This window comes from Deltaproteobacteria bacterium (genome assembly GCA_016208165.1).
In the GTDB taxonomy this organism is placed as follows: domain Bacteria; phylum Desulfobacterota; class Desulfarculia; order JACQYL01; family JACQYL01; genus JACQYL01.
This window is the reverse complement of record JACQYL010000067.1, coordinates 1-20,081: the sequence shown is the minus strand read 5'-3', so window position 1 is coordinate 20,081 and position 20,081 is coordinate 1. Positions and strand designations below refer to the sequence as shown.

Here is a 20,081-nt window from a genome sequence, read left to right as displayed (position 1 = left end):
GCTTCTGCGGTCGAATCCAGTGCTGATATGTCTCTTCCGGAACAAGACCTGCGGGGTGAAACGCTGACGAAAACCTGTCTCCGGGAACCCGCCCTCGCACTTATTCACTCTTTGGCTCAAAAGGAAAGACGGACGGCATTTGTGGTCGGGGGAGCGATTCGTGACCTGCTACTCGGCTTGAAGCCCGTGGATTTCGATATTGCCGGATCCGTAGCGGAGGAGTCCTTTGTTCGCGAAGTGGCAAACCACCTCGGCGCTTCGTGGTTTCGCCTGGACCATCGCCAAACCGTGTTTCGAATTGTTCGGAAGGCAGACGATGAAGCAGGCCGTTTCATCGACTTCACCGGATTGAGGGGACCGACGATCCGGGAGGATCTAAGACGACGCGATTTTACGATCAACTCCATGGCATTGGACCTGTTCCACCCTGAACGGGGACTGATTGACCCCTTGAACGGCGAATCGGACTTACGGCAACGATTACTGCGCCTGTCCGATCCGTCAGCCTTCGAAGACGATCCGCTCCGTATATTGAGGGCGTACCGCTTTGCCGCACAGATCGGGGCTCGCTTGGACTTGAATCTCCAGAGGGCTTTGAAAACGAACTCCGGATTGAAAGCGGTTTCAGGGGAGCGGGTTCGAGACGAATGGAACCTGATTCTGGATGGGGAGCGCGCGAGTTCAATCGTGCGCGACATGGATCGGGACGGGGTCTTGTCGGTTCTTTTCCCTTTTATCGATCGTATGCGCGGCGTCTCCCAAAACGAATACCATCATCTGGACGTGTGGGAGCACTCGCTGTTTGCCCTGGAAAGACTGGAACAACACATCCGAACCCTCCAATCCATACCGGTCGAACATCGAAGCCGTGTTCGGGACTACCTGGCCGAAGAAATGGTGCCGGATCGAAAACGGTCGTTCTGGCTAAAGTTGGCTACCCTCTTTCATGACGTCGGAAAGCCGGAGTGCCGGTTTGTAGATCAGGGCGGACGGGTCCGCTTTTTCAGGCACGAATTCGTGGGATCGGAAAGAATCGTACCCCTTCTGGCGAGGGTCGCACCGGCTCGAAGGGAAGCCGAATGGGTCCGCAATCTGGTGAGGAATCACATGCGAATAGGACAGATTCTCACCCTTCCCAGAGTTACCCCACGAGCCATGGGCAGATGCGTCCAGCGAGCCGGAACAGATTTCTGGGGGTGGGTTCTGCTCTTCCTGGCAGACTATGAAGCCACGCTGGGACCCAAATCCGCCGGCGGAGATTTGTCTCACGTGACGCCCCGCTTGTACAATCTCACCGCCATCTACATAGAGAAGTCCTTGCCCGACAGAAGGCGCGCCCCACTGATCAACGGCAATGACATCCGGTCGATTTTCGAACTCCCACCGGGCCCGATCTATGGTAAAATATTACGACGCATCGAACTCGGTGTCATCGAGGGGAGCATCCGAACACGAGAAGAAGCCCTTGGCGAGGCTCGGAAAATAGTCGAGGGCGTCACGGGAACAACCGCGGCGCCCTAGAGACGATATGGCGGACATTATCCAATTCAGGCCCGAATCCGAGGCAGACGACAATCTCATTACCCGGAAGCCACTGGAAATGCGCTGGGGTGACTGGCAAGGCGGCTCGCCCATGCAACTGTTAAAGGAAGAATCCCGCCGTTTCGAACAATACCGCGAGGAATCCAGGAAGAAGGGACATCCTTACCCGCCGAAAACGCCGAACCACTTCTCACTGCACCACGGTACGGATGCTACTCTTTGGGCTCTTTATCGGTGGCGACGTGACGCCGATCATATGCGCGACGTGTATTATCTGGCCGGCCTGATGGAATGCATGATTCTCGTTCCCCATTCCATACTGAGGACGGTTATGGTGCGCGCGTTCTACAAGACTTTGGAGAAGCTCAAGGAAGAACTGCGGGTCAAATGGCATGGCCAAGTACACCATTTCCTGCTTCCCATGGCCACTTACCATCGAAGCGAAAATGACTTTTCCCGGCATCTTCAGGGAGCGGAGACCCTGCAGGAACTGTTTCAGGCCATCCGCGAGGAAACAGACGAACAATTCCTCATACTGGGAAGCGAATACGCATTCTACCTTCCTCAGCCCGTCTCACGTCCTGTATAGCCCAAGAATTTCCCGATGCGTACTTTGTCCGACGGCCGGGCCGGCGCTCGGAGCTTGTCCGGCCTCGCTCTTCCTTATTGAAAAACTTCGATTTTGGCTTTCTCTCGAAGTGAAGACACATATTCGTTTGTCTTTTCGCGCCCGAAGTCCTGCTCCATTCTCCGGGTGAGGGAAACCTTGATTTTGTCAAACGGAACTCGTTTGCCTTTTCGGATGTCATACACCTTGATAATCTGGTATCCGAATCGCGTCTCGACAATGTCACTGACTTCGCCCTGCTTCAGAGAAAACGCGACAGCTTCAAACTCCGGGACCATGCGCCCCTTCGTTATGTATCCCAAATCGCCCCCCTCCTTGGCTCGAGGTCCTTCAGAGACTTCTTTGGCCACATCGGCGAAATTCTCGCCGGCTTTGATTCGGCTCAAAGCCTTTTCCGCTTTTTTTCGGGCCTCCTCCTGCACGGAGGTATCCGCTTTCTCGCTCTTTCGAATGAGGATGTTGCCGACCTTATACGATTCTTCCTGAACGAACTCGTCGGGATGACTCTCGTAGTATGACTGCGCCATCGTTTCCGCTTCACCGGGCTTCAGCTCGAATCGATTATCCAAAAGTTTCTTAATACGCTTGCCGCGACGGATATTCTGCCGGAGTTCATCGAGCGACGAGCCGGCGTCGCTTACGGCCTTTTGAAACGCCGCCTCGGTAGGGTACTTTCCTTTGAATGTCTCAATGACGGAATCGACCTCCGCGTCGTCAACGCGCACGCCTTCGCGATCCGCAACTTCGTCCAACAGAATTTCCTCGATCATCGTATTCAGAACGGTGCTCCTCAGTTCCTTTCGTTCTTGATCCGTGAGCCTCTTCTTCATCGCTTCGTATCGTTTTTGGGCTATAACGAGGTTCTTCTCGAGTGCCGCCACAGTGATGGGTTTGCCGTTCACCATAGCAGCCAGTCCTTGAGTGCTTTCCTTCGAGTTGTCCGAGCACCAGCCTCCTCCTATCAAGGACACTTGGACGAACAGGGCGCAAGCGAGCGCCCACACGGCTTTTCGATTCATACGATCTCCTTTGGAATATCTATGTCGAGGTTTATGCAGAGCATATGACCTAAACGTCGCAACATCTGCATTTGATTCGAGGCGGCCCCGTCTTCAGGACCCTTCATACTCGCCAGACGATCCAGCAGTTGTCGCCTTTTGAGAAAAAATTCATTTTGCGCCTCCCAAAGATTGAAGTCAAGTTGCCAAGACCTGAGCACTTCCAACACCCGTACCGTGTTTTCCAGAAGCCGCACGCTCTCAGGCTTCTCGATCACCTGGCGCACGAGACGCTTAACGCACGAACTTGCCAAAAACGCCAGATTCTTCCTGTCCAGGTCTATGGACCAGCGCTCAACCTCGCGGGTCAAGGCCTCGAGATCCGTTCCATTGGTGTCGCTCCTCTTCAGCTCCGATTTCAGATTCAGATTAACGATGTGGTTCGCCACCACGGACAGCGGTTTCGGCAGAGGCATTCCCAGGCTTTCCAGATAACACATCAGTGGATAATTGTTTTCGTAGGTCTGCCGGTACGAGGATTCAATTTGAGCATAGTCGGCCTCGAGAACGCGATTGATGATCTCTCTTTGCCTGTCTTTGAACAGATCCGATATGTGATAGGAATGGTTGCCAAAATGCTTATCCATGGTGCGAACAAGTTGCGAGACGGACGACTTCCTGAACGCGATTCTCAGCTCTTCGAAAATGGTCTTGAGTCCGGCAATCAGTTTCAAGCGTCCCGCCTCCTCCTGCTCAAAGCATCTCGTATGCGCCTCGTATTGCCCGATTGTCGCTTGGCTCGGACGCCGCTGGAACAGCGATGATATGGCGTGGTGGGCGGCTACTCTGAAAAGGTCGACCCGGTTAGGTCGAACGAGCTGTTCGTATACTTCTTTCCCGTTCCGATATCGGTTGCTGGGCACCACCTCGAGAAGAGACAGAAAGGTGGCTTCCAACGATTCATGCGTGAATTCCTCCGCGAGTTGAAGAACCCTGTCCGCATGCTGGAGATTCTGGACGGTTTCGATGCCGGAGATCTCGTCGAAAAACCAACCGCAACTGGTGTACATCAACATGGCGTGCCGCTGCATCTCGAGCAGTTTCAGAACCCGGACCTTTTCTTCCGCGGAACGCGTCCGGCCTGCGTGAGCTTCCAGAAAGCGTTCCGCCCGCACCCTTGCCCTGTCGCTGATCACCTCGATATATGCCTCGCAAGCCTCCCATGGCTTCTCGGTATACTTGGCCGCCTCGAACTCATACAGGCCGGCGGCCAGATCCCTGAGCCAGTCCACCGCGGTTCTCAAAGGCTTCCGCCATTCCTGGGTCCACTCGGGTCGGTGGCTCACACGGCAGCCGCAATTGCTCCTCCACCTCTCTATGCCGTGTGCGCAACTCCAGGACGTATTTTCGAGAATCTCAACTTCGAATTCCGGTGGGTGGTTCTCGAGGAATTCCCCATAGTTGGTGAGTTTGGCTCCTTCGTGGGATTCGACCACGTGAAGGCAATAGGCCAGCGCCATTTCTCCATAGCGGTGGTGGTGGCCGTACGTTTCGCCGTCCGTAGCGATATGGACAACTTGGGCCCGGTTTGGGTCCTCGGAAAAGGCCCCGAGTAACCTCCCGGCAAAGCGTTCCCCGTTCATGAGGAGACTTCCGAAGGCAACTTCATGCGCAATTGCGCCGTCGTAGAAGAAGAGGGCTATGGCCCTGCCCGACGACAGCCGGCACACGTATGCGGTTTTCGGATCGATTTGACCATAGCTCGCATCCTGCCAAGTTTCCGCCTTGCCCAGTCTTCGAAACCGTTTTGCCTGAGTCGGGGCGAGAATAGTGAATTTGATGCCTTGGTCAGCCAGTATGTCCAGTGTCTCTTCGTCCACGGCCGTCTCCGGAAGCCACATCCCTTCGGGATTTCGGCCGAATCGCATCCGGAAATCGGCAATGCCCCACCGTACCTGCGTTATCTTGTCCCGCTTGGACGCCAACGGCATGATGAGGTGGTTATAGGCTTGGGCCATCGCGGACCCGTGTCCGGAATACCTCTCCATACTCAGTCGGTCCGCGCCGAGAATCGCCTCATACACGTCCGGTCTGTGCCGCTCGATCCATCCGAGCAGGGTCGGTCCGAAGTTGAAGCTGATCTTGGAATAGTTGTTCACCAGTTCCGATATTCGACCCCCGGCGTCGACTATTCGCGCAGCGGTGTTGGGGGCGTAGCACTCGGCAGTGATCCTGTGGTTCCAGTCATGGTAAGGAAAAGCGGAGTCCTGAACTTCGATTTCCTCGAGCCAGGGATTTTCCCGCAGCGGCTGATAAAAGTGGCCGTGAATACAGATGTAACGATGCATAAAACTCGATCTTGAACCGGGGCAATACTCGGCTTTAAAGTTTCGCTGCAGGGAAATGAGGCGAACCGAGCCACGGCGGATTTTCGGAAGACCGCTGGTCCATGCCGGGAATCGCACATAGGATGGTTCCGGATATGGAATCGTTTAATCGTTCGCCGGCGAACGAGGTTCTAATCTGATTTGAAAGCCGGACTCGAACGGTCAAAGGAGCCTCAGAGAGCCTGGTTACGTTTGATCCTTTCCCAGTTGAGCCGCCACGGAGGCCGTCGCTTTCCTTACAGCCTCCTCATCCCCCAAGTAGTAATGTTTCAAGGGCCTCAGCTCGTTATCCAGCTCGTAGACCAAAGGTACACCCGTGGGAATATTAAGCCCGACGATTTCTTCGTCCGAAATGCCGTCCAAATACTTGACCATGGCCCTCAGACTGTTTCCGTGGGCCGCTACCAGCACCCGCTTGCCCTCACGCAACACCGGCTCCAGGGTCTGATGCCAGAAAGGCATGACACGATCGAGCGTATTCCTGAGAGACTCGGTGGAAGGCAATGCCCCTGCGTCCAAACCGCCATATCGTGCATCGTGTTTTGGATGCCGGCTGTCCGCTTCCTCCAGTGGGGGAGGGGGGACGTCGTAACTCCGACGCCAAATATGCACCTGATCCATACCGTATTTGTCCGCGGTATCCTTCTTATTCAGGCCCTGAAGCGCACCGTAGTGCCGCTCGTTCAGCCTCCAGGAACGATGCACCGGTATCCACATCAGGTCCATTTCGTCAAGTACGATCCATAAAGTTCGGATGGCCCGTTTGAGCACGGACGTAAAGGCCACGTCAAAGACGTAGCCGTCGGATCTCAAAAGCTTCCCGGAATCCTTGGCTTCACGCACGCCTTGTTCGGACAGATCCACGTCCGTCCAACCAGTGAAACGGTTCTCCAGGTTCCAAGTGCTTTGACCGTGCCGCAATAGTACTAATTTCAGCATGAACCACCTACCCGCTCCGGCTTTTTGAACAAAATTTACCCCTATATACCCAAACGCCGGGAAAAATCCAAGCGAATTCATCCCCCGGTCCGTCCCTCGCATCTCCATCGCATCAAGGTGGAGAGACCCGTTCATCTTTTGTCACCATTCGAAACACTTCCCTGAGTGGAAAGCTTATTGACAATTTCCCGACGATCTGGTCTATTACGCACCGTAAAGCGGACCACGAAGGTCTGCTATTGTGTCTTGAGGCTGTGTTTACGCCGGTTTAGGTCTCGCTGTGTGGCGAGGTCACGCAGAGTCGGCGGTATAACTTTTTTGCTTCGAGGTCGCTGTCGGGGCCAAAGGCAGCGACGATGCCTCAGGCAAGCCGCGGAAAGTATTTTATGGGCCATGAAGACGCTCCCCCAGAAGGGGGAAGAGGCTTCATGGCTTTTTTGTTGCCGGCCGTCCCGTTCACCAGGAGGGGCGGATCGGGAAAGGAGATTGAAATGTATCTGAAAGGCGTCCTCATCGTTCTGCTGGGTGTGTTCGTTGTGCTTGTTTCTCATGTTCCGAGCCGGTCTCAGATGTCCAATGAGGAGTTGCTCCTGGAATTGAAACTATTGAAAGAACGAGTTCAAGAACTGGAGCAGGAGATCCGGCAGCGGAGCGCCGCCGGGGAGCAAAAGTCCTCCCACCAAGAGTTCGATCGTATTCGATCCGAGGACGAACGCGTTTCCACTGAATTGACGCGCCTTGGGGAGGAGAACAAGGGTATGAAAGGCATTCTGGATGAAATCTCGCATCGCGTAACGGTAAACGGCCTTGTAGAAATCGAGGCTTCCTATTCAAGCCTCGAAAGAAAAGGAGACAAAGGAGACGAGAAGACCTCCGATATCACGTTGGCTACCGCTCAGCTCGAGTTCGACGCCCCGATCCATGAATATGTCAATGCTCATCTGATACTGTTGTGGGAGGAAGACGATACGGAACCTTTGGATGTCGACGAAGGGACCATTACGTTGGGCGCTTCAGAGACCTTTCCCTTCTATCTTCTGGCCGGGAGGTTCTATCCCTCTTACGGAGAATTCAATACGTATTTCATTTCCGACCCATTGACGTTGGAGGTTGCCGAAACCCGAGAAAGCGCCGCGGCCGTAGGATATGTGGGAACGTGGGCCAACTTGAGCATTGGCGGTTTCAACGGTGATGTTTCCGATGAAGAAGATGATCGGATCAACAGTTGGTGGGCGAATGCTCAGGTATATAATCCGGAAGGGACTCTGGGACTTTTCAGGGTAAAGCTGGGCGCTTCGTATTTCAGTAACCTGGCCGATTCGGATATGCTGTCGGAGCGGGTTCCGGACCGGAAACTGCAAGAGCTGGTGGCCGGATTTTCGGTTTTCGGCATAGGGAGCGTCGGCCCGGTTTCTTTGTCGGCGGAATATGTTACTTCCTTGGACGACTTTCGTCCCGGTGAACTCGACTTCGCGGTGTTGAACGAGGAGGCTAGATCGGCCAAGCCCAGCGCCTGGAATCTCGAGTTGGCGTTCAGTTTTCTGGAGAAATTCCAGGTTGCCGGCAAGTACGAACGGTCGATGGATTTGTATTCCTTGCTTCCCCAAGTGCGTTACGGCGGCGTGTTCGGGTGGGAGATCTTCCCGTTCACCACCTGGTCCATCGAATATCTGCATGGCGTGTACGATGACAACGACGAGGATCTGGACAAGGAAGATGTGGTAACGTCGCAGCTCGCCGTCGAATTCTGAAAACCGGTCGTTCCGCGGGTCTCGATCCGCCGGATGTTCTCAGGCTTCTGGTTCCAGGGCTTCCACCCGCTTGACCAAAGGCGGGTGGGAGTAGTGGAAACGTACGTACAAAGGGTGGGGAGTCAGATTGCTCAGATTGTCCACGCCTAGACGCCTCAAGGCAGCGGCCATCGGTCTTCCCGTTTTCAACAGCTTCACTGCAAACGAGTCCGCATACCGCTCGTGCCTTCTGGATAACGCCATATACAAAGGGCTGAGAAAATAACCCACTTTCTGCCAGAAAATCCCTAATAAGAAGAGCCCGACATAAGGTTTCATGGTTACGAAACCGAACGCCGAATAGAGTTGAGGCCAATCCAGGAGCCTGTAGCTCACATACAAGCCGGCAAACATGGCGGCCTCAAAAAGCCCGAACTGCTTCCAGACGTGGCGGCCTTTATGATGACCCATCTCGTGAGCCAGCACGGCGAGAATCTCATCTTGCGAATGCGAATTAAGGAGCGTGTCGAACAAAACCACCCTCTTTGTCCTACCGAAGCCGGTAAAATAAGCGTTCGTATGGCGACTCCGCTTCCCTGCGTCCATCTGCAGAATCTTCTTAATGCGGATGCCGTTTTCTCGCGTCAGGTCCCGGACTTTTTGAGCCAGTTCCTGGTCCTTGAGCGGCTCGAACTTGTTGAACAACGGAGCGATCGCTATTGGATAGAGTACGCTCAGCAGGAGTTGAATCCCGGAGATGATGGCGAAAGCGGCCAGCCACCATCGGTCCGGAAACGCTTTGATGGTCCAGAGCAACGCGGACAAGAGGATCGAAGCGAGGAGAAGATTCAGTATTGCCGCCTTGATGTGATCCGAGATCCAGATCGCCAAGGTGGAATGATTGAAGCCGAATTTCTGTTCGATCCCGAACGTGTGAGCATAATCGAAAGGCAGATGGATGAGGAAGGAAACCGTCCCGGCCGCCAGCATGAAGATCAGCCCTGCCGGTATAAGGGTCAAGCCCCACTCCTGTATGGGACGCTCGATGCCCGGAAAAAACCCGAACACAATCATGGCAATCAGCAAGCCGTCGGAGATCAGGGTTTGAAAGCTATCGAAGTTGCTGTTCTCGATCGTATAAGCGCGCATCTTCCCGAGCTTTTCTGCGTCAAGCACCGTGCGGAAAGAATCGGGCGCCCGGTCACCCCACTTCCTCAAATGATCGCGATTCAACTTCTCGAGCCAAAGATCAAACACGCTCTGAAACACATACACGGATAGGAACACGACGAGAACGGGGTTCCACTCGATCATAACTCGTTACCTTCCCTCATTCGGAGACCGGAAGCGTCCAGCCTCGGTTTGCTTCCGGTCTACCTGTTCGAATCGTGAAAATCCAGCCTTCAGGCCTTCGAAGCGTCTTTTCCCAAGGAAACAAGGTTATCATGCCATAAGCACGTCGAAAAATTAAGGAATATCCCTGCGACCCCTTTGCTCCAGTACGGGAAGGAGGTCCGGCCGGATGATCCGTATGTCACGGTCGTTGCTTCTCCGTTTACCGGAGACGGATCATTTGCCTTCACTCCCAGAGAGAAAGGGGTGAGGGTATGTTGTATTTCAACAGGGTTTTGGTATTATGACCTTCGAAGCATCCGCTGCAACGTACGCTTCCAAAAGATTCCGACCGAGGTTCAGCGTGTCCGATACGTTGTGTCATTCGCCTTTAGATAACGTTCGAAAAAAACTTGAAGAACGGGAAGACCTGTGGCTCAGTCCTCATGCCGCCCGCAGCCGATTCGCGCTGCGGAGAAATCCTGACCCGAAGGCGCTCCATGGTCATCGGCTTCAATTCGCCATCGACGTGGATCGAGTACTCCACTCGCTTTCCTATGCCCGATACATCGACAAGACCCAAGTGTTCTATCTGATTCGGAATGATCACATTACGCATCGCGTGCTCCACGTGCAACTGTTGTCCAAGATCGCGCGAACGGTAGGGAGGCTTCTCCGTCTCAACGAAGATCTGATAGAAGCCATCGCCCTGGGTCACGACATCGGGCATCCGCCATTCGGCCATGACGGCGAGGAAATCCTTGATGCATTGTGCCGGGAGCATGGAATGCCCTCTTATCAGCACAGCATTCAGAGTGTTCGGTTCCTGGAACAGATCGAATCGGGCGGGAAAGGACTGAATCTGTCGCTGCAGGTGCTGGACGGCATTTTCTGTCACGACGGCGAGAGGCTATTGTCGTCGATAAAACCCGTCCATAGATCCCGATTCGAAGAGCTGGATCGGGATCTAGCGCGCAAACAGGAAGACCGCAACCTGGAGCCTCTTCCCGGTACCTTGGAAGGAGCCGTGGTCCGCATTGCCGATGTAATCTCCTATGTCGGGCGGGATCTGGAAGACGCCATGCGACTGAACCTCGTCCGGCCCGAGCAAATCCCGCCGAATGTGGTGAAAACGCTGGGCCGCTCCAACGGCACCATTGTGTATCGACTCGTGGAAGACGTCGCCGAAAGCAGTCTCGATCGGGACACGCTCTGTTTGAGCGAAGGGATGGTCCACGCGCTTGGCGAACTCCTTAATTTCAATCGCGAACACATCTATTCGAATCCGCTCATCAAAACGGAGCGCCCCAAAATCGCCAGACTCTACGCTGAGCTGTTTACAGGCTTTCTGGAAGATCTCCGTCTGGAACGCACGGACAGCGAGATCTTTCTGGATTATCTTGACCAGATGCAGCGAGACTATGTAGATACGCACTCACATGAGGAGGTCGTGCGTGACTTCATCGCCGGAATGACCGATCGATACTTCTTGCAGTGTGCTCGACGCCGGCTGATTCCCCAGCATCTTCCGGATCGGTTCTAAAGTAACGACAACTTGTCCGTACCCCGTTCGACTTAGAAAAGCGGTCGTTCTGTATACAGCACTAGTATTTGACGATATTGGATTTTTAGGTGGATTCAAAGCAGTTTTTGCCTTGACAAAGGATGTAGAACATGACAAGAAGTTAGGTGCCCCTGCAGGTGAACAGGTCATCTAACTTCTTGTGATTTTTGGTAAAATTTGAAATGGATTTCTGTGGTTCCTGTGGGAGGATAGACGAAGCAGTGTGTAGGTCGTCTCCATGGTTGTTCCCGACCCCATTCCAAAGAAGAACGCTGCTGTACGCCGTCCTGAAAACTTTAGAAAAGGAATGTTGCGAAAGAAGTGTGCCTTGGATCCATGCCGCTCCCCAGCGCGTTCAACTCCGTACTAGAAAAACAGGCGAGGGTACGGGACAAGTTTTTGGTTCCTTTAACATCAGCCCTTCAGTTTTGTCCCCGCTTACTTGAACATGCGGTTTCTTAAGCCACCCTTTCCGAGCCAATGCGGTCGGGGATGGCTTTTTGAGTTTTCGTTTTTTGTTGAAATTGCTTGATCCAACTTGACCAGAACGAATCCGATTTGGTTGCGCACCGTATTCAAACATCATTGTTGCCTTGCCCGGCAGCGCCAGGTTACTCGGAGGTTAGCCAGATGGTCCCAAGAAGTGGCCTCAAAGAGGGAGACGTCCTTCTCGAACTGGAAGACGTTCATATGCATTTCGGCAAGGTGGCCGCGCTTGTAGAAGTTTCGCTGCAGGTGGCAAAAGGGGAAATTCATTCCATCATAGGCCCCAACGGTGCGGGGAAGACCGTGATGATGAATTGCATCAACGGTCTCTACAGGCCCCAACGGGGAAGCGTCCGATACGCCGGAAAAGACATCGGCCGGCTGAGCCCCCACAGACGGGCGGAGCTTGGCATCGCCCGCACGTTTCAGAAGATCGAACTGTTCAGCGGCATGACGGTGTTGGACAACATCCGCCTCGGTCGTCATATCCACATGAAGTCGGGGATTGCCGCCGGCAGTATCTATGTGGGAAAGACGGCCAAGGAGGAGCTTAACCATCGTAGGTTCATCGAGGAAGAAATCATCGATTTGTTGGAAATCGAACACATCCGGCATAAGACCGTGGGAATGCTTCCCTACGGCCTGCAAAAACGGGTTGAACTAGGCCGGGCGCTGGCCCTTGAACCCGAACTCCTGATCTTGGATGAACCGCTCGCCGGATTGAATCTCGAGGAAGTGGAGGATATGGCGCGCTTCATCCTGGATGTGAACGAAGAAGAGCGCTGGAGGGTGACCTGTGTTCTGGTAGAGCATGATATGGGTGTGGTAATGGACATATCAAATCGCGTATTGGTGTTGAATTTCGGAAACGTGATCACGGATGGGACTCCCCAGGAAGTCCAGGTCAATCCGGAGGTGATCAAGGCCTATCTTGGGGAAGAAGATCTTTATGCTACGAGGAGATAATATGACCGGTCCTTCCGTCGAGATTAGTAAAGACCTGACCATACCCAAGCTTTTTCTGCAACAGTGCCGGAAATACGGCGCTTCCAGAATCGCCATGCGGGAGAAAGAATTCGGCGTCTGGCGCCCCCTTACCTGGCAGGACTATCTAGATCGAGTGAAATTGATCTCTTTGGGACTGATCGGTTTAGGCCTCGAACGGGGAGATAAGGTAGCGCTCATAGGCGATAATAGGCCCGAGGGCCTCTGGACGGAAATAGCGGCGCTCTGCGCCGGAGGCATCGGTGTCTGGCTCTTCCAGGATTCGCTGATGGAAGAAGTCAAATACATCATCGATCATTCGGACACCAAATTTCTGGTGGGAGAGGGCCAAGAAGAGGTGGATAAAGGACTTTCCATCCTCGATGAATGCCCGAAGCTGGAAAAGATCGTCTGGGACGACCCGAAAGGAATGCGCAATTACCAGCAAAACGTGTTGATCAGTCTCAAAGAAGTCATGGAACTGGGACGCAAACTGGACAGAAAAGAACCCCGGCTTTTCGAGGATCGCATCAACGAAGGGCAGGGGGATGATATCGCGCTTCTGTTCTATACTTCGGGCACGACCGCACTCCCTAAGGGCGCCCTTCTGACGCATTATAACATGCTCACCATGGGGCACAACCTCATGGCGGTGGATCCATGCCAACCCACGGACGACTTTGTTTCGTATTTGCCGTTCGCATGGATTGGAGAGCAAATGATGTCCATCTCGTGCGGACTTCAGATTGGCTATACGATCAATTTTCCCGAGGAACCTGAAACCGCTCTCGAGAACATCCGGGAAATCGGACCCCACGTCATGTTTGCTCCCCCCCGTATGTATGAGCAGATGACCCGAACGGTGCAAGTCAAACATTTGGATTCCACGTGGATCAAGCGCAATCTGTACACTTTTGCCATGAAGGTGGGCTATAAGGTCGCCAATCTCGGATTCGACAAGAAACCCGTACCCTTTCATTGGAAAGTGCTGCAGAAGTTCTGTTACTGGACCGTCCACAAGAAGCTGAGAGACCATCTCGGGCTTTCGAACATTCGAAATGCTTACACCGGCGGGGCGGCCATGGGTCCCGATCACTTTCGTTTTTTCCATGCCTTGGGCGTGAACCTGAAGCAGATATACGGTCAGACGGAGATCGCGGGAATCAGTGTGGTTCATCGAAACGGCAGCATCAAGTTCGATACCGTAGGACTTCCCCTTCCGGGCACGGAAGTCAAAATCACGGAAGGTGGTGAAATCATTTCGAAAAGTCCTTCAGTATTCCTCGGGTATTACAAGAATCCCGAAGCGACTAAGAACACCTTGGTGGATGGCTGGCTGTATTCCGGAGACAAGGGGTTCATCGATGAAGACGGCCATCTGGTGGTTTTTGACCGCAGCAAAGACGTTATGACTCTTTCGGACGGCCGCCTCTTTTCCCCTCAATACCTTGAAACCAGGCTCAAATTCAGCCCCTACGTCAAGGACGCCTGGGTGATCGGTAATGAGAGGCCTTTCGTGACCGCGGTCACGTGTATCGATTATGAAGTGGTGGGCAGGTGGGCCGATGAGAAGAAACTCAACTACACATCCTACCACGAATTGTCGCAAAAGGAGGAGATCTGCGCTCTCATTGCCAAACAGATCGGGGAAGCGAACAAAGACCTCCCCTCCCCGGCGCGAATTCATAAGTTCATCAATCTGTACAAGGAATTCGATCCTGACGATGACGAGCTAACCCGCACGAGAAAGCTGCGGCGAGCTTTCGTGGAGGGGAGATATTCGAACATTGTAGAAGGGCTCTACGGCGATCAGGAAATCATTCATATTGACACCACCATAAAATATGAAGACGGACGTGAGACGCATATCAAGACCGATCTTCGCGTGACCGATCTGGCTGTTTCAGAGGAGTAAGCAATGGAACTATTTTTGATGACGATTACAACGGGCGTCATGGTGGGCGGCATCTATGCATTGATCGCGCTGGGTTGGGTGCTGATCTACAAGTGTTCCGGTGTTCTGAACCTTGCCATGGGCGAGCTCACATTGATCGGAGCGTATGTATCCTTAAGTTTCTACGAGGCGGGTGTTCCCTTCGTTCTGGCCGTGGGTATTTCGCTGATCATCGGACTTATATTGGGTATCCTTACGGAGCGCATTTTCCTCGACAAACTCATTGGCGAGCCGGTGCTGACGGTGATCATGGTGACGGTAGGCCTTTCTTTCTTCTTCAGAGCCGTAGTCGAAATCATCTGGGGAACGGACACCCGGGTCTTCACTCCTGCGGTTTTCTCCATGGAGCCGATACGCATCGGCTTTCTGGTCATAGGCCGTGTGTATCTATGGAGTTTCGTGGTAGCTTTGTTGTTGCTCGTCGTTTTCGTGGGGTTCTTTAAATATACAAAATGGGGTTTGGCCATGCAGGCCACCGCGGACGACGAGATGGCCGCCCTCTCTATCGGAGTCAGCGCCCGGTTTGTTTACGCGGCCGCCTGGTCCATTGCGTTCATGGCTGCAGGTGTTGGAGGCAGCCTGCTGGGCAACATCAACGGTCTGAATATTTCCGTTGGGTATTTGGGCCTACTGGTGTTGCCTGCCGTGGTTTTGGGCGGTTTGAACTCCGTTCCCGGAGCCATCGTAGGTGGAATCATCATCGGCGTTCTCCAGAACCTATGCGGGGCCTATTTGGACCAATACTTCCCCGGAGGCGTAAAAGAGATTGCGCCCTTTGCATTCATGGCCGTTTTTCTGCTGTTCAAGCCTTTCGGTCTGTGGGGTTGGGAACGAATCGAGCGGGTGTAAGCGACTCGTGGTGACTGTTTCCTGTCAATTCATGAGAATCGTTGAGTAAAAGGAGCGGATCGTATGTCGACGACTTTCCTGCCTTGCGGTACCTATCACGAGAACTACTCCCAGGATCACGCCTGGTGGCAAACAGGGTTCGTTAAGGGGAAGATGATCCTCCTTTTCCTTTTTCTGTTTGTGGTCTTCCCTTTCCTCGAACCTTACATCGCAGAAGTCGAATTCATCGGCGGGGTATTTTCCTTTGCCGTATTCATCGTGATCGGATACTATGTGTTAGGAGCTTTGGGTGTTCAGCTTCTTATCGGCTATTGCGGTCAGGTCACTCTCGGGCATGCGGCTTTTATCGCGGTCGGCGCCTATACGAGCACCCTGTTGATCCTTCAGTTTCCCTGGCCGCAGTTCATGCTTGACTGGGGACTGGCATATCCCGTCAGTATTTTCGTGGCTGCCGTAACGGCCGGTATGTGGAGCGTCCTTTTCGGTCTTCCATCGGCCAAAGTCAAAGGGTTTTACCTTATTCTGACCACCATGGCCGCTCAATTTATCACCGTTGATTTTATCTTGACACAGTACGTCTCTCAAATTGGCGGACGGGGCCAAGCCTTCTCCTTGCCGCCGGGGACCATTAAGATCGGTCCCTGGCTCATGGATTCCGGTATCAAGATTTACTATTTTATGCTCGTGCTGGTCATTCTTTGCTGCGCCGGTCTACTGAATCTCCTTCGTTCCAAGGTCGGAAGGGCGTGGGTCGCCATCCGCGACAATGACATCGCTGCGGAGACCATGGGCATCAATATCGTCAAGTACAAGCTTTTTGCCTTTTTTGTGGCCGGTTTCATCGGCGGCGTGGCGGGGGCCTTTTGGGTGAGCAATCTGGCCGCTATAAGTCCGGAGCACTTTCCCTGGTTTCTTTCTCTCTGGCTGGTAGGGATTATCCTCATCGGCGGCGCCGGCTCCGTGCACGGCGCCATTTATGGCGCCATCTTCATGGGCATCCTTATCGAGATTCTGAATCAGTTTATCATGATCACGGCCGATGTGTTTCCGGCGCTTTTGATGCGGTCCATGTTCGTCAAAGACGGTTTGTTCGGGTTGGCCATTTGCGGGTTTCTGATTTACGAGCCCAACGGCTTGGCGTATCGATGGTGGCAGGCCAAGAACTACTTCAATTTATGGCCCTTTTCCTACTAATAACAAGTAACAAGGAAGGAGGTGACGACTGCTTCGGCTTTGGGTAGAGAAGTGTGGCAACTTTCCTGCAATCCGCTAAAAAGGGGGGTTCTATGAAATCCGAAACTTGCTTTAGATGGTTGTTGATTCCAGCTTTGATCGTTGTTCTGGCAGCCGGCTTTAGTGTTCCATCGGCCATGGCCGAAAAGGTGATTATCGGGGCGCTGAACGACATGACCGGCGCCACGTCTGACGTTGGAAAGGACTATGCCTTGGGCATCGCTGAAGCCTACCGGTACGTGAATGATAACGGAGGCATCAACGGCAAGGAAATCAAGCTGTACCAGTTTGATTACGGCTACCGCATCCCTGAAGCCCTAACCAAGTACAATCTGTTCAAACGACTGAAATGTAGCCTGGTGCAAGGATGGGGTACGGGTGACACAGAGGCGCTGTCTCCCACGGTTACGAAAGACAAGATGCCCTATGTGTCCGCCTCCTATTCCGCGCATCTCACGGATCCCAAGAAAACACCCTACAATTTGTTTTTTTCCACGGACTACTCGACCAATGCCAGAGCCGCTCTCACCGCCTGGTACGATAAAGTATGGCCCACCAAAGCGGACTATCAGAAACGAAAACCCCGGTTTTTGTGCTCCTACATGTTCGCTTCTCCTTACTGCAGCGCGCCCATTAAGGCCGTCAAAGACCAGGCTGTTCTGCTGGGCTTCGAGGTCGGACCCGATCAGGACGTGTCTCTCCTGGCTTTGGATACCAAGAGTCAGGTGCTGGGAATGAAGGATTTCAAGCCGGACGTGGTTTGGCATGGGAACACCACGATGAGCGTTGCGGCTACGCTTCGAGATGCCTATGCCCTCGATCTGGGCGCGGATCACATCATCAATAACTGGGGTTTCGACGAAAATCTGCCGCGACTGGCCGGAGAGGCTGCCGAAGGAGCCATCGGCGCCGCCCCTTGCGCCTTTTTCGGTGAAAATGTGCCCCTGATGGATAAGGTGATGGAGTACGCAAAGAAGTACAATCCCGGCATCCCGGCGGAAAAGCGCCTCATCCGGACCATTCAGGGCTGGGGCAATGTTCTTATCGCTACCGAAGCCATGAAACGCGCCGATAAAGAGGGATCGCTGGCAGGGGAAGGCATCCTCAAGAAAGGGTTCGAAACCATGGCGGATTGGCCCATAGGTCTCGGCGCCTCTCCCGTCACGTATACGGCCACGGACCACAGGCCCGCAGGACAGGTGAACATATATAAATGGGAGAAAGGCAAGTTCGACCTGCTGGAACGAGTGGATATGAAAGGACGTTGGTCCGAAAAATGGGAAAAGGAGTGGCTCGGCTGGTAGAAGTTCCAGTATCCCCAATCGCGAAGAAATCGCTATCCGTACGTAAAGAATCCCAAGGAGGTTAGGTCCTTGTCGGAATCCTCTGAATCGATCCTGAAGATCAACAATATTGAGGTCAAGTATCATGAAGTCATACTCGTCCTCAAAGGCGTATCCGTGGAAGTAAGTGACGGCGGTATCGTGGCTCTGTTGGGAGCTAACGGAGCCGGAAAGAGCACTACGCTGAAAGCCATTTCCGGCCTTCTCAAACATGAGGATGGAGCCGTTACGGATGGTAACATCGAGTTTATGGGTGATCGGATAGACCGGCAATTCGCTGAAAAGATCGCTCAGAAGGGCATCGTGCAGGTGATCGAGGGTCGCAGAGTGTTCGAGCATCTCACAGTCGAGCAAAATCTAAGAGTTGGCGCACACCTGCGAAAGAGCGGCAGTCCGATAAAAGACGGATTGGACATGGTGTACCGATACTTTCCTCGATTGAAAGAGAAGAGGAACGAGACCGCCGGCTTTGTGAGCGGTGGAGAACAGCAGATGACCGTCGTTGGCCGGGCGCTTATGACCGAGCCCAGAATGATCCTTCTCGACGAACCATCCATGGGATTGGCTCCCATGCTCATTCACGAGATCTTCAACATCATAACGAAGCTCAACCGGGAACAACATATTACAATCCTCTTGGTCGAGCAAAATGCCAAGCTGGCTCTTAACGTAGCTCCTTATGCCTACGTCATGGAGAACGGCCGCATCGTAATGGACGATACAGCGGAAAGGCTCATACAAAATCCGGACATCAAGGATTTCTACTTGGGCCTTACCGACAAGGGTGGCAGAAAGAGTTTCCGTGATGTCAAGCACTACAAGAGAAGGAAACGCTGGCTTACCTAACACCTTGATAAGAGGAGACCCGCATGCAAATTAGAAGAATAATCCTAGTTGGGTTGATGATCGTTCTCGCATTCGCTCTTAGCGCCACAGGATGCATACCCGTCAAACCGTCCCAGGACAACTTTAAGATGCCCACGGTTACGTTGAGCCAGGTTGAAGTTGCAAGCTACTGGGGTTGGTGGTATTACTCAAGTCAGGTAGAGCCGACCAAAGGAAAAGCCGACAATCGAGGCGCTCCGCTGGTTTTGGCGTTTGTGTTCGAGATAACCAACCCGAATGAGTATCCGGTCGTGTTGGATGATTTCAGGTTTACGGTAGCGTTCGAGGATTTCGATCTCAATACCGTAAATGCGTATGAGTCCATGTGGATCCCCGCCGGCAAAACAAACGAGCTTCGCGTCCCGGCGGTTTTCGACGCGAGAACGAGCATGATGAGCCTGGGTGTAACCGGCGGATTCAAACTGAAAGAAAAGAATGTGTCCATTTTCGATCAGCTGGAGTCTTGGTGGACGGGAATTTCGGCCTTCTCGTTCCCCGTCTATGTTAAAGAGGGCGCGGCGCAGTTCGGCGCCGACGGCGTCAGCGCGGTCGTCGCTTTCTCAGGAAAATTCCCCGAATAATCAGTAGCTTGTAGATGGTCGTCGGGCGAAATCAGACGCGCTCGACGACCCCTGAAATCCATACGTTCGGCCTGCAAGTCCGATACCGACGCAGCCTCGAAGCGTCGGTATTTCTTTGTCTTCCCCGGCAGGTCCTACCACCGCCACTCTCGGATAAAACCTCACGGCATTCTTTCCGGGACTAAACCCTCCGGCTGTCGGGAGCTTCCTAACTACGGAAATCGGGTTGTTTCATATTTTCATTGACCAGTTTTTGCTCCGGAGATTATATAGATAGGTATGAAGCAGAGCAAAGGAACGCCAAAAAGCGAAAACGTTTCCCGGGATCGAAAATCCAGGGCTGAGCCGGAGTCTTCGAACACGTCGCCTACATATTCGACCCCTCCGGCGCAATTTGATCCCCTTCGTCGCTACCTCTGGGAAATCAACCAGTACAAGCTCCTGACTCCGGAAGAAGAAAAGGATCTTGCCACCCGGTACTATGAAAAAAGGGATATGGATGCGGCCTACGGGTTGATCACTGCCAATTTGCGCCTGGTGGTCAAGATTGCCCTGGATTTCCAAAGATATTGGATGCAGAATCTATTGGATTTGATCCAGGAAGGAAACATCGGGTTGATGCAGGCTGTAAAGAAGTTCGATCCCT

The 20,081-nt window shown here is 53.3% G+C and carries 16 protein-coding genes; 12 read left to right on the top strand and 4 right to left on the bottom strand.

Going from position 1 to position 20,081, the window contains the following annotated elements:
• The first annotated feature begins 27 nt into the window (after positions 1-27).
• Positions 28-1,521, top strand: a complete 1,494-nt coding sequence (locus HY788_14495) for a CCA tRNA nucleotidyltransferase (GenBank protein MBI4775355.1) — start codon at positions 28-30, stop codon at positions 1,519-1,521.
• Positions 1,522-1,528: 7 nt separating this feature from the next.
• Positions 1,529-2,131 carry a hypothetical protein gene (locus HY788_14490; GenBank protein ID MBI4775354.1) on the top strand — a complete coding sequence of 201 codons (603 nt, stop codon included), beginning with the start codon at positions 1,529-1,531 and terminating at the stop codon, positions 2,129-2,131.
• A 74-nt stretch (positions 2,132-2,205) separates the two neighbouring features.
• Here the strand turns inward: HY788_14490 and HY788_14485 are convergent, their stop codons facing one another.
• The 3 genes from HY788_14485 to gpmA all read right to left on the bottom strand — a co-directional run bounded on the left by HY788_14485 (position 2,206) and on the right by gpmA (position 6,494).
• Positions 2,206-3,189 (bottom strand): peptidylprolyl isomerase, encoded by a 984-nt coding sequence (locus tag HY788_14485; GenBank protein ID MBI4775353.1) that lies wholly within the window; start codon positions 3,187-3,189, stop codon positions 2,206-2,208.
• Positions 3,186-5,516 carry a DUF3536 domain-containing protein gene (locus HY788_14480; GenBank protein MBI4775352.1) on the bottom strand — a complete coding sequence of 777 codons (2,331 nt, stop codon included), beginning with the start codon at positions 5,514-5,516 and terminating at the stop codon, positions 3,186-3,188. Before HY788_14480 ends, HY788_14485 begins: the two co-directional genes overlap by 4 nt.
• A 225-nt stretch (positions 5,517-5,741) precedes the next feature.
• Positions 5,742-6,494 (bottom strand): 2,3-diphosphoglycerate-dependent phosphoglycerate mutase, encoded by a 753-nt coding sequence (gpmA, locus tag HY788_14475; protein MBI4775351.1) that lies wholly within the window; start codon positions 6,492-6,494, stop codon positions 5,742-5,744.
• A gap of 428 nt (positions 6,495-6,922) precedes the next feature.
• Between gpmA and HY788_14470 the strand changes: the two genes are divergently transcribed.
• Positions 6,923-8,245: an LbtU family siderophore porin gene (locus tag HY788_14470; protein ID MBI4775350.1), complete on the top strand. Its 1,323-nt coding sequence runs from the start codon at positions 6,923-6,925 to the stop codon at positions 8,243-8,245.
• Between the two features lie 39 nt (positions 8,246-8,284).
• Here HY788_14470 and HY788_14465 read toward each other — a convergent pair whose 3' ends face one another.
• Positions 8,285-9,538, bottom strand: coding sequence for a M48 family metallopeptidase (locus HY788_14465; protein MBI4775349.1), 1,254 nt, complete (start codon positions 9,536-9,538; stop codon positions 8,285-8,287).
• Positions 9,539-9,860: 322 nt separating this feature from the next.
• Between HY788_14465 and HY788_14460 the strand changes: the two genes are divergently transcribed.
• From HY788_14460 to HY788_14420, 9 genes are all read left to right on the top strand, one after another.
• A complete protein-coding gene (locus HY788_14460) occupies positions 9,861-11,099 on the top strand; it encodes an HD domain-containing protein (protein ID MBI4775348.1) in 1,239 nt (412 codons plus the stop codon).
• Between the two features lie 651 nt (positions 11,100-11,750).
• Positions 11,751-12,572: an ABC transporter ATP-binding protein gene (locus tag HY788_14455; protein MBI4775347.1), complete on the top strand. Its 822-nt coding sequence runs from the start codon at positions 11,751-11,753 to the stop codon at positions 12,570-12,572.
• 1 nt (position 12,573) lies between these two features.
• Positions 12,574-14,505 carry an AMP-binding protein gene (locus HY788_14450; GenBank protein MBI4775346.1) on the top strand — a complete coding sequence of 644 codons (1,932 nt, stop codon included), beginning with the start codon at positions 12,574-12,576 and terminating at the stop codon, positions 14,503-14,505.
• A 3-nt stretch (positions 14,506-14,508) separates the two neighbouring features.
• Positions 14,509-15,393, top strand: coding sequence for a branched-chain amino acid ABC transporter permease (locus HY788_14445; GenBank protein ID MBI4775345.1), 885 nt, complete (start codon positions 14,509-14,511; stop codon positions 15,391-15,393).
• 63 nt (positions 15,394-15,456) lie between these two features.
• The gene (locus HY788_14440) at positions 15,457-16,587 is read left to right on the top strand and encodes a branched-chain amino acid ABC transporter permease (protein ID MBI4775344.1); all 1,131 of its coding nucleotides are present in this window, start codon (positions 15,457-15,459) and stop codon (positions 16,585-16,587) included.
• Between the two features lie 92 nt (positions 16,588-16,679).
• Positions 16,680-17,930 (top strand): ABC transporter substrate-binding protein, encoded by a 1,251-nt coding sequence (locus HY788_14435; protein ID MBI4775343.1) that lies wholly within the window; start codon positions 16,680-16,682, stop codon positions 17,928-17,930.
• Between the two features lie 90 nt (positions 17,931-18,020).
• A complete protein-coding gene (locus tag HY788_14430) occupies positions 18,021-18,815 on the top strand; it encodes an ABC transporter ATP-binding protein (GenBank protein ID MBI4775342.1) in 795 nt (264 codons plus the stop codon).
• A gap of 23 nt (positions 18,816-18,838) precedes the next feature.
• Complete coding sequence (locus HY788_14425; protein MBI4775341.1) at positions 18,839-19,435, top strand: LEA type 2 family protein; 597 nt, start codon at positions 18,839-18,841, stop codon at positions 19,433-19,435.
• Positions 19,436-19,714: 279 nt separating this feature from the next.
• Positions 19,715-20,081 (top strand): RNA polymerase subunit sigma-70 (locus HY788_14420; protein ID MBI4775340.1); only part of this gene is annotated, 367 nt, incomplete at its 3' end.

Bases quoted from the DNA above. Each gene is read 5' to 3' on its own strand.
- HY788_14495 (MBI4775355.1), top strand. From the start codon at position 28: ATGTCTCTTCCGGAACAAGACCTGCGGGGTGAAACGCTGACGAAAACC.
- HY788_14490 (MBI4775354.1), top strand. From the start codon at position 1,529: ATGGCGGACATTATCCAATTCAGGCCCGAATCCGAGGCAGACGACAAT.
- HY788_14485 (MBI4775353.1), bottom strand. From the start codon at position 3,189: ATGAATCGAAAAGCCGTGTGGGCGCTCGCTTGCGCCCTGTTCGTCCAA.
- HY788_14480 (MBI4775352.1), bottom strand. From the start codon at position 5,516: ATGCATCGTTACATCTGTATTCACGGCCACTTTTATCAGCCGCTGCGG.
- gpmA (MBI4775351.1), bottom strand. From the start codon at position 6,494: ATGCTGAAATTAGTACTATTGCGGCACGGTCAAAGCACTTGGAACCTG.
- HY788_14470 (MBI4775350.1), top strand. From the start codon at position 6,923: ATGGCTTTTTTGTTGCCGGCCGTCCCGTTCACCAGGAGGGGCGGATCG.
- HY788_14465 (MBI4775349.1), bottom strand. From the start codon at position 9,538: ATGATCGAGTGGAACCCCGTTCTCGTCGTGTTCCTATCCGTGTATGTG.
- HY788_14460 (MBI4775348.1), top strand. From the start codon at position 9,861: ATGACCTTCGAAGCATCCGCTGCAACGTACGCTTCCAAAAGATTCCGA.
- HY788_14455 (MBI4775347.1), top strand. From the start codon at position 11,751: ATGGTCCCAAGAAGTGGCCTCAAAGAGGGAGACGTCCTTCTCGAACTG.
- HY788_14450 (MBI4775346.1), top strand. From the start codon at position 12,574: ATGACCGGTCCTTCCGTCGAGATTAGTAAAGACCTGACCATACCCAAG.
- HY788_14445 (MBI4775345.1), top strand. From the start codon at position 14,509: ATGGAACTATTTTTGATGACGATTACAACGGGCGTCATGGTGGGCGGC.
- HY788_14440 (MBI4775344.1), top strand. From the start codon at position 15,457: ATGTCGACGACTTTCCTGCCTTGCGGTACCTATCACGAGAACTACTCC.
- HY788_14435 (MBI4775343.1), top strand. From the start codon at position 16,680: ATGAAATCCGAAACTTGCTTTAGATGGTTGTTGATTCCAGCTTTGATC.
- HY788_14425 (MBI4775341.1), top strand. From the start codon at position 18,839: ATGCAAATTAGAAGAATAATCCTAGTTGGGTTGATGATCGTTCTCGCA.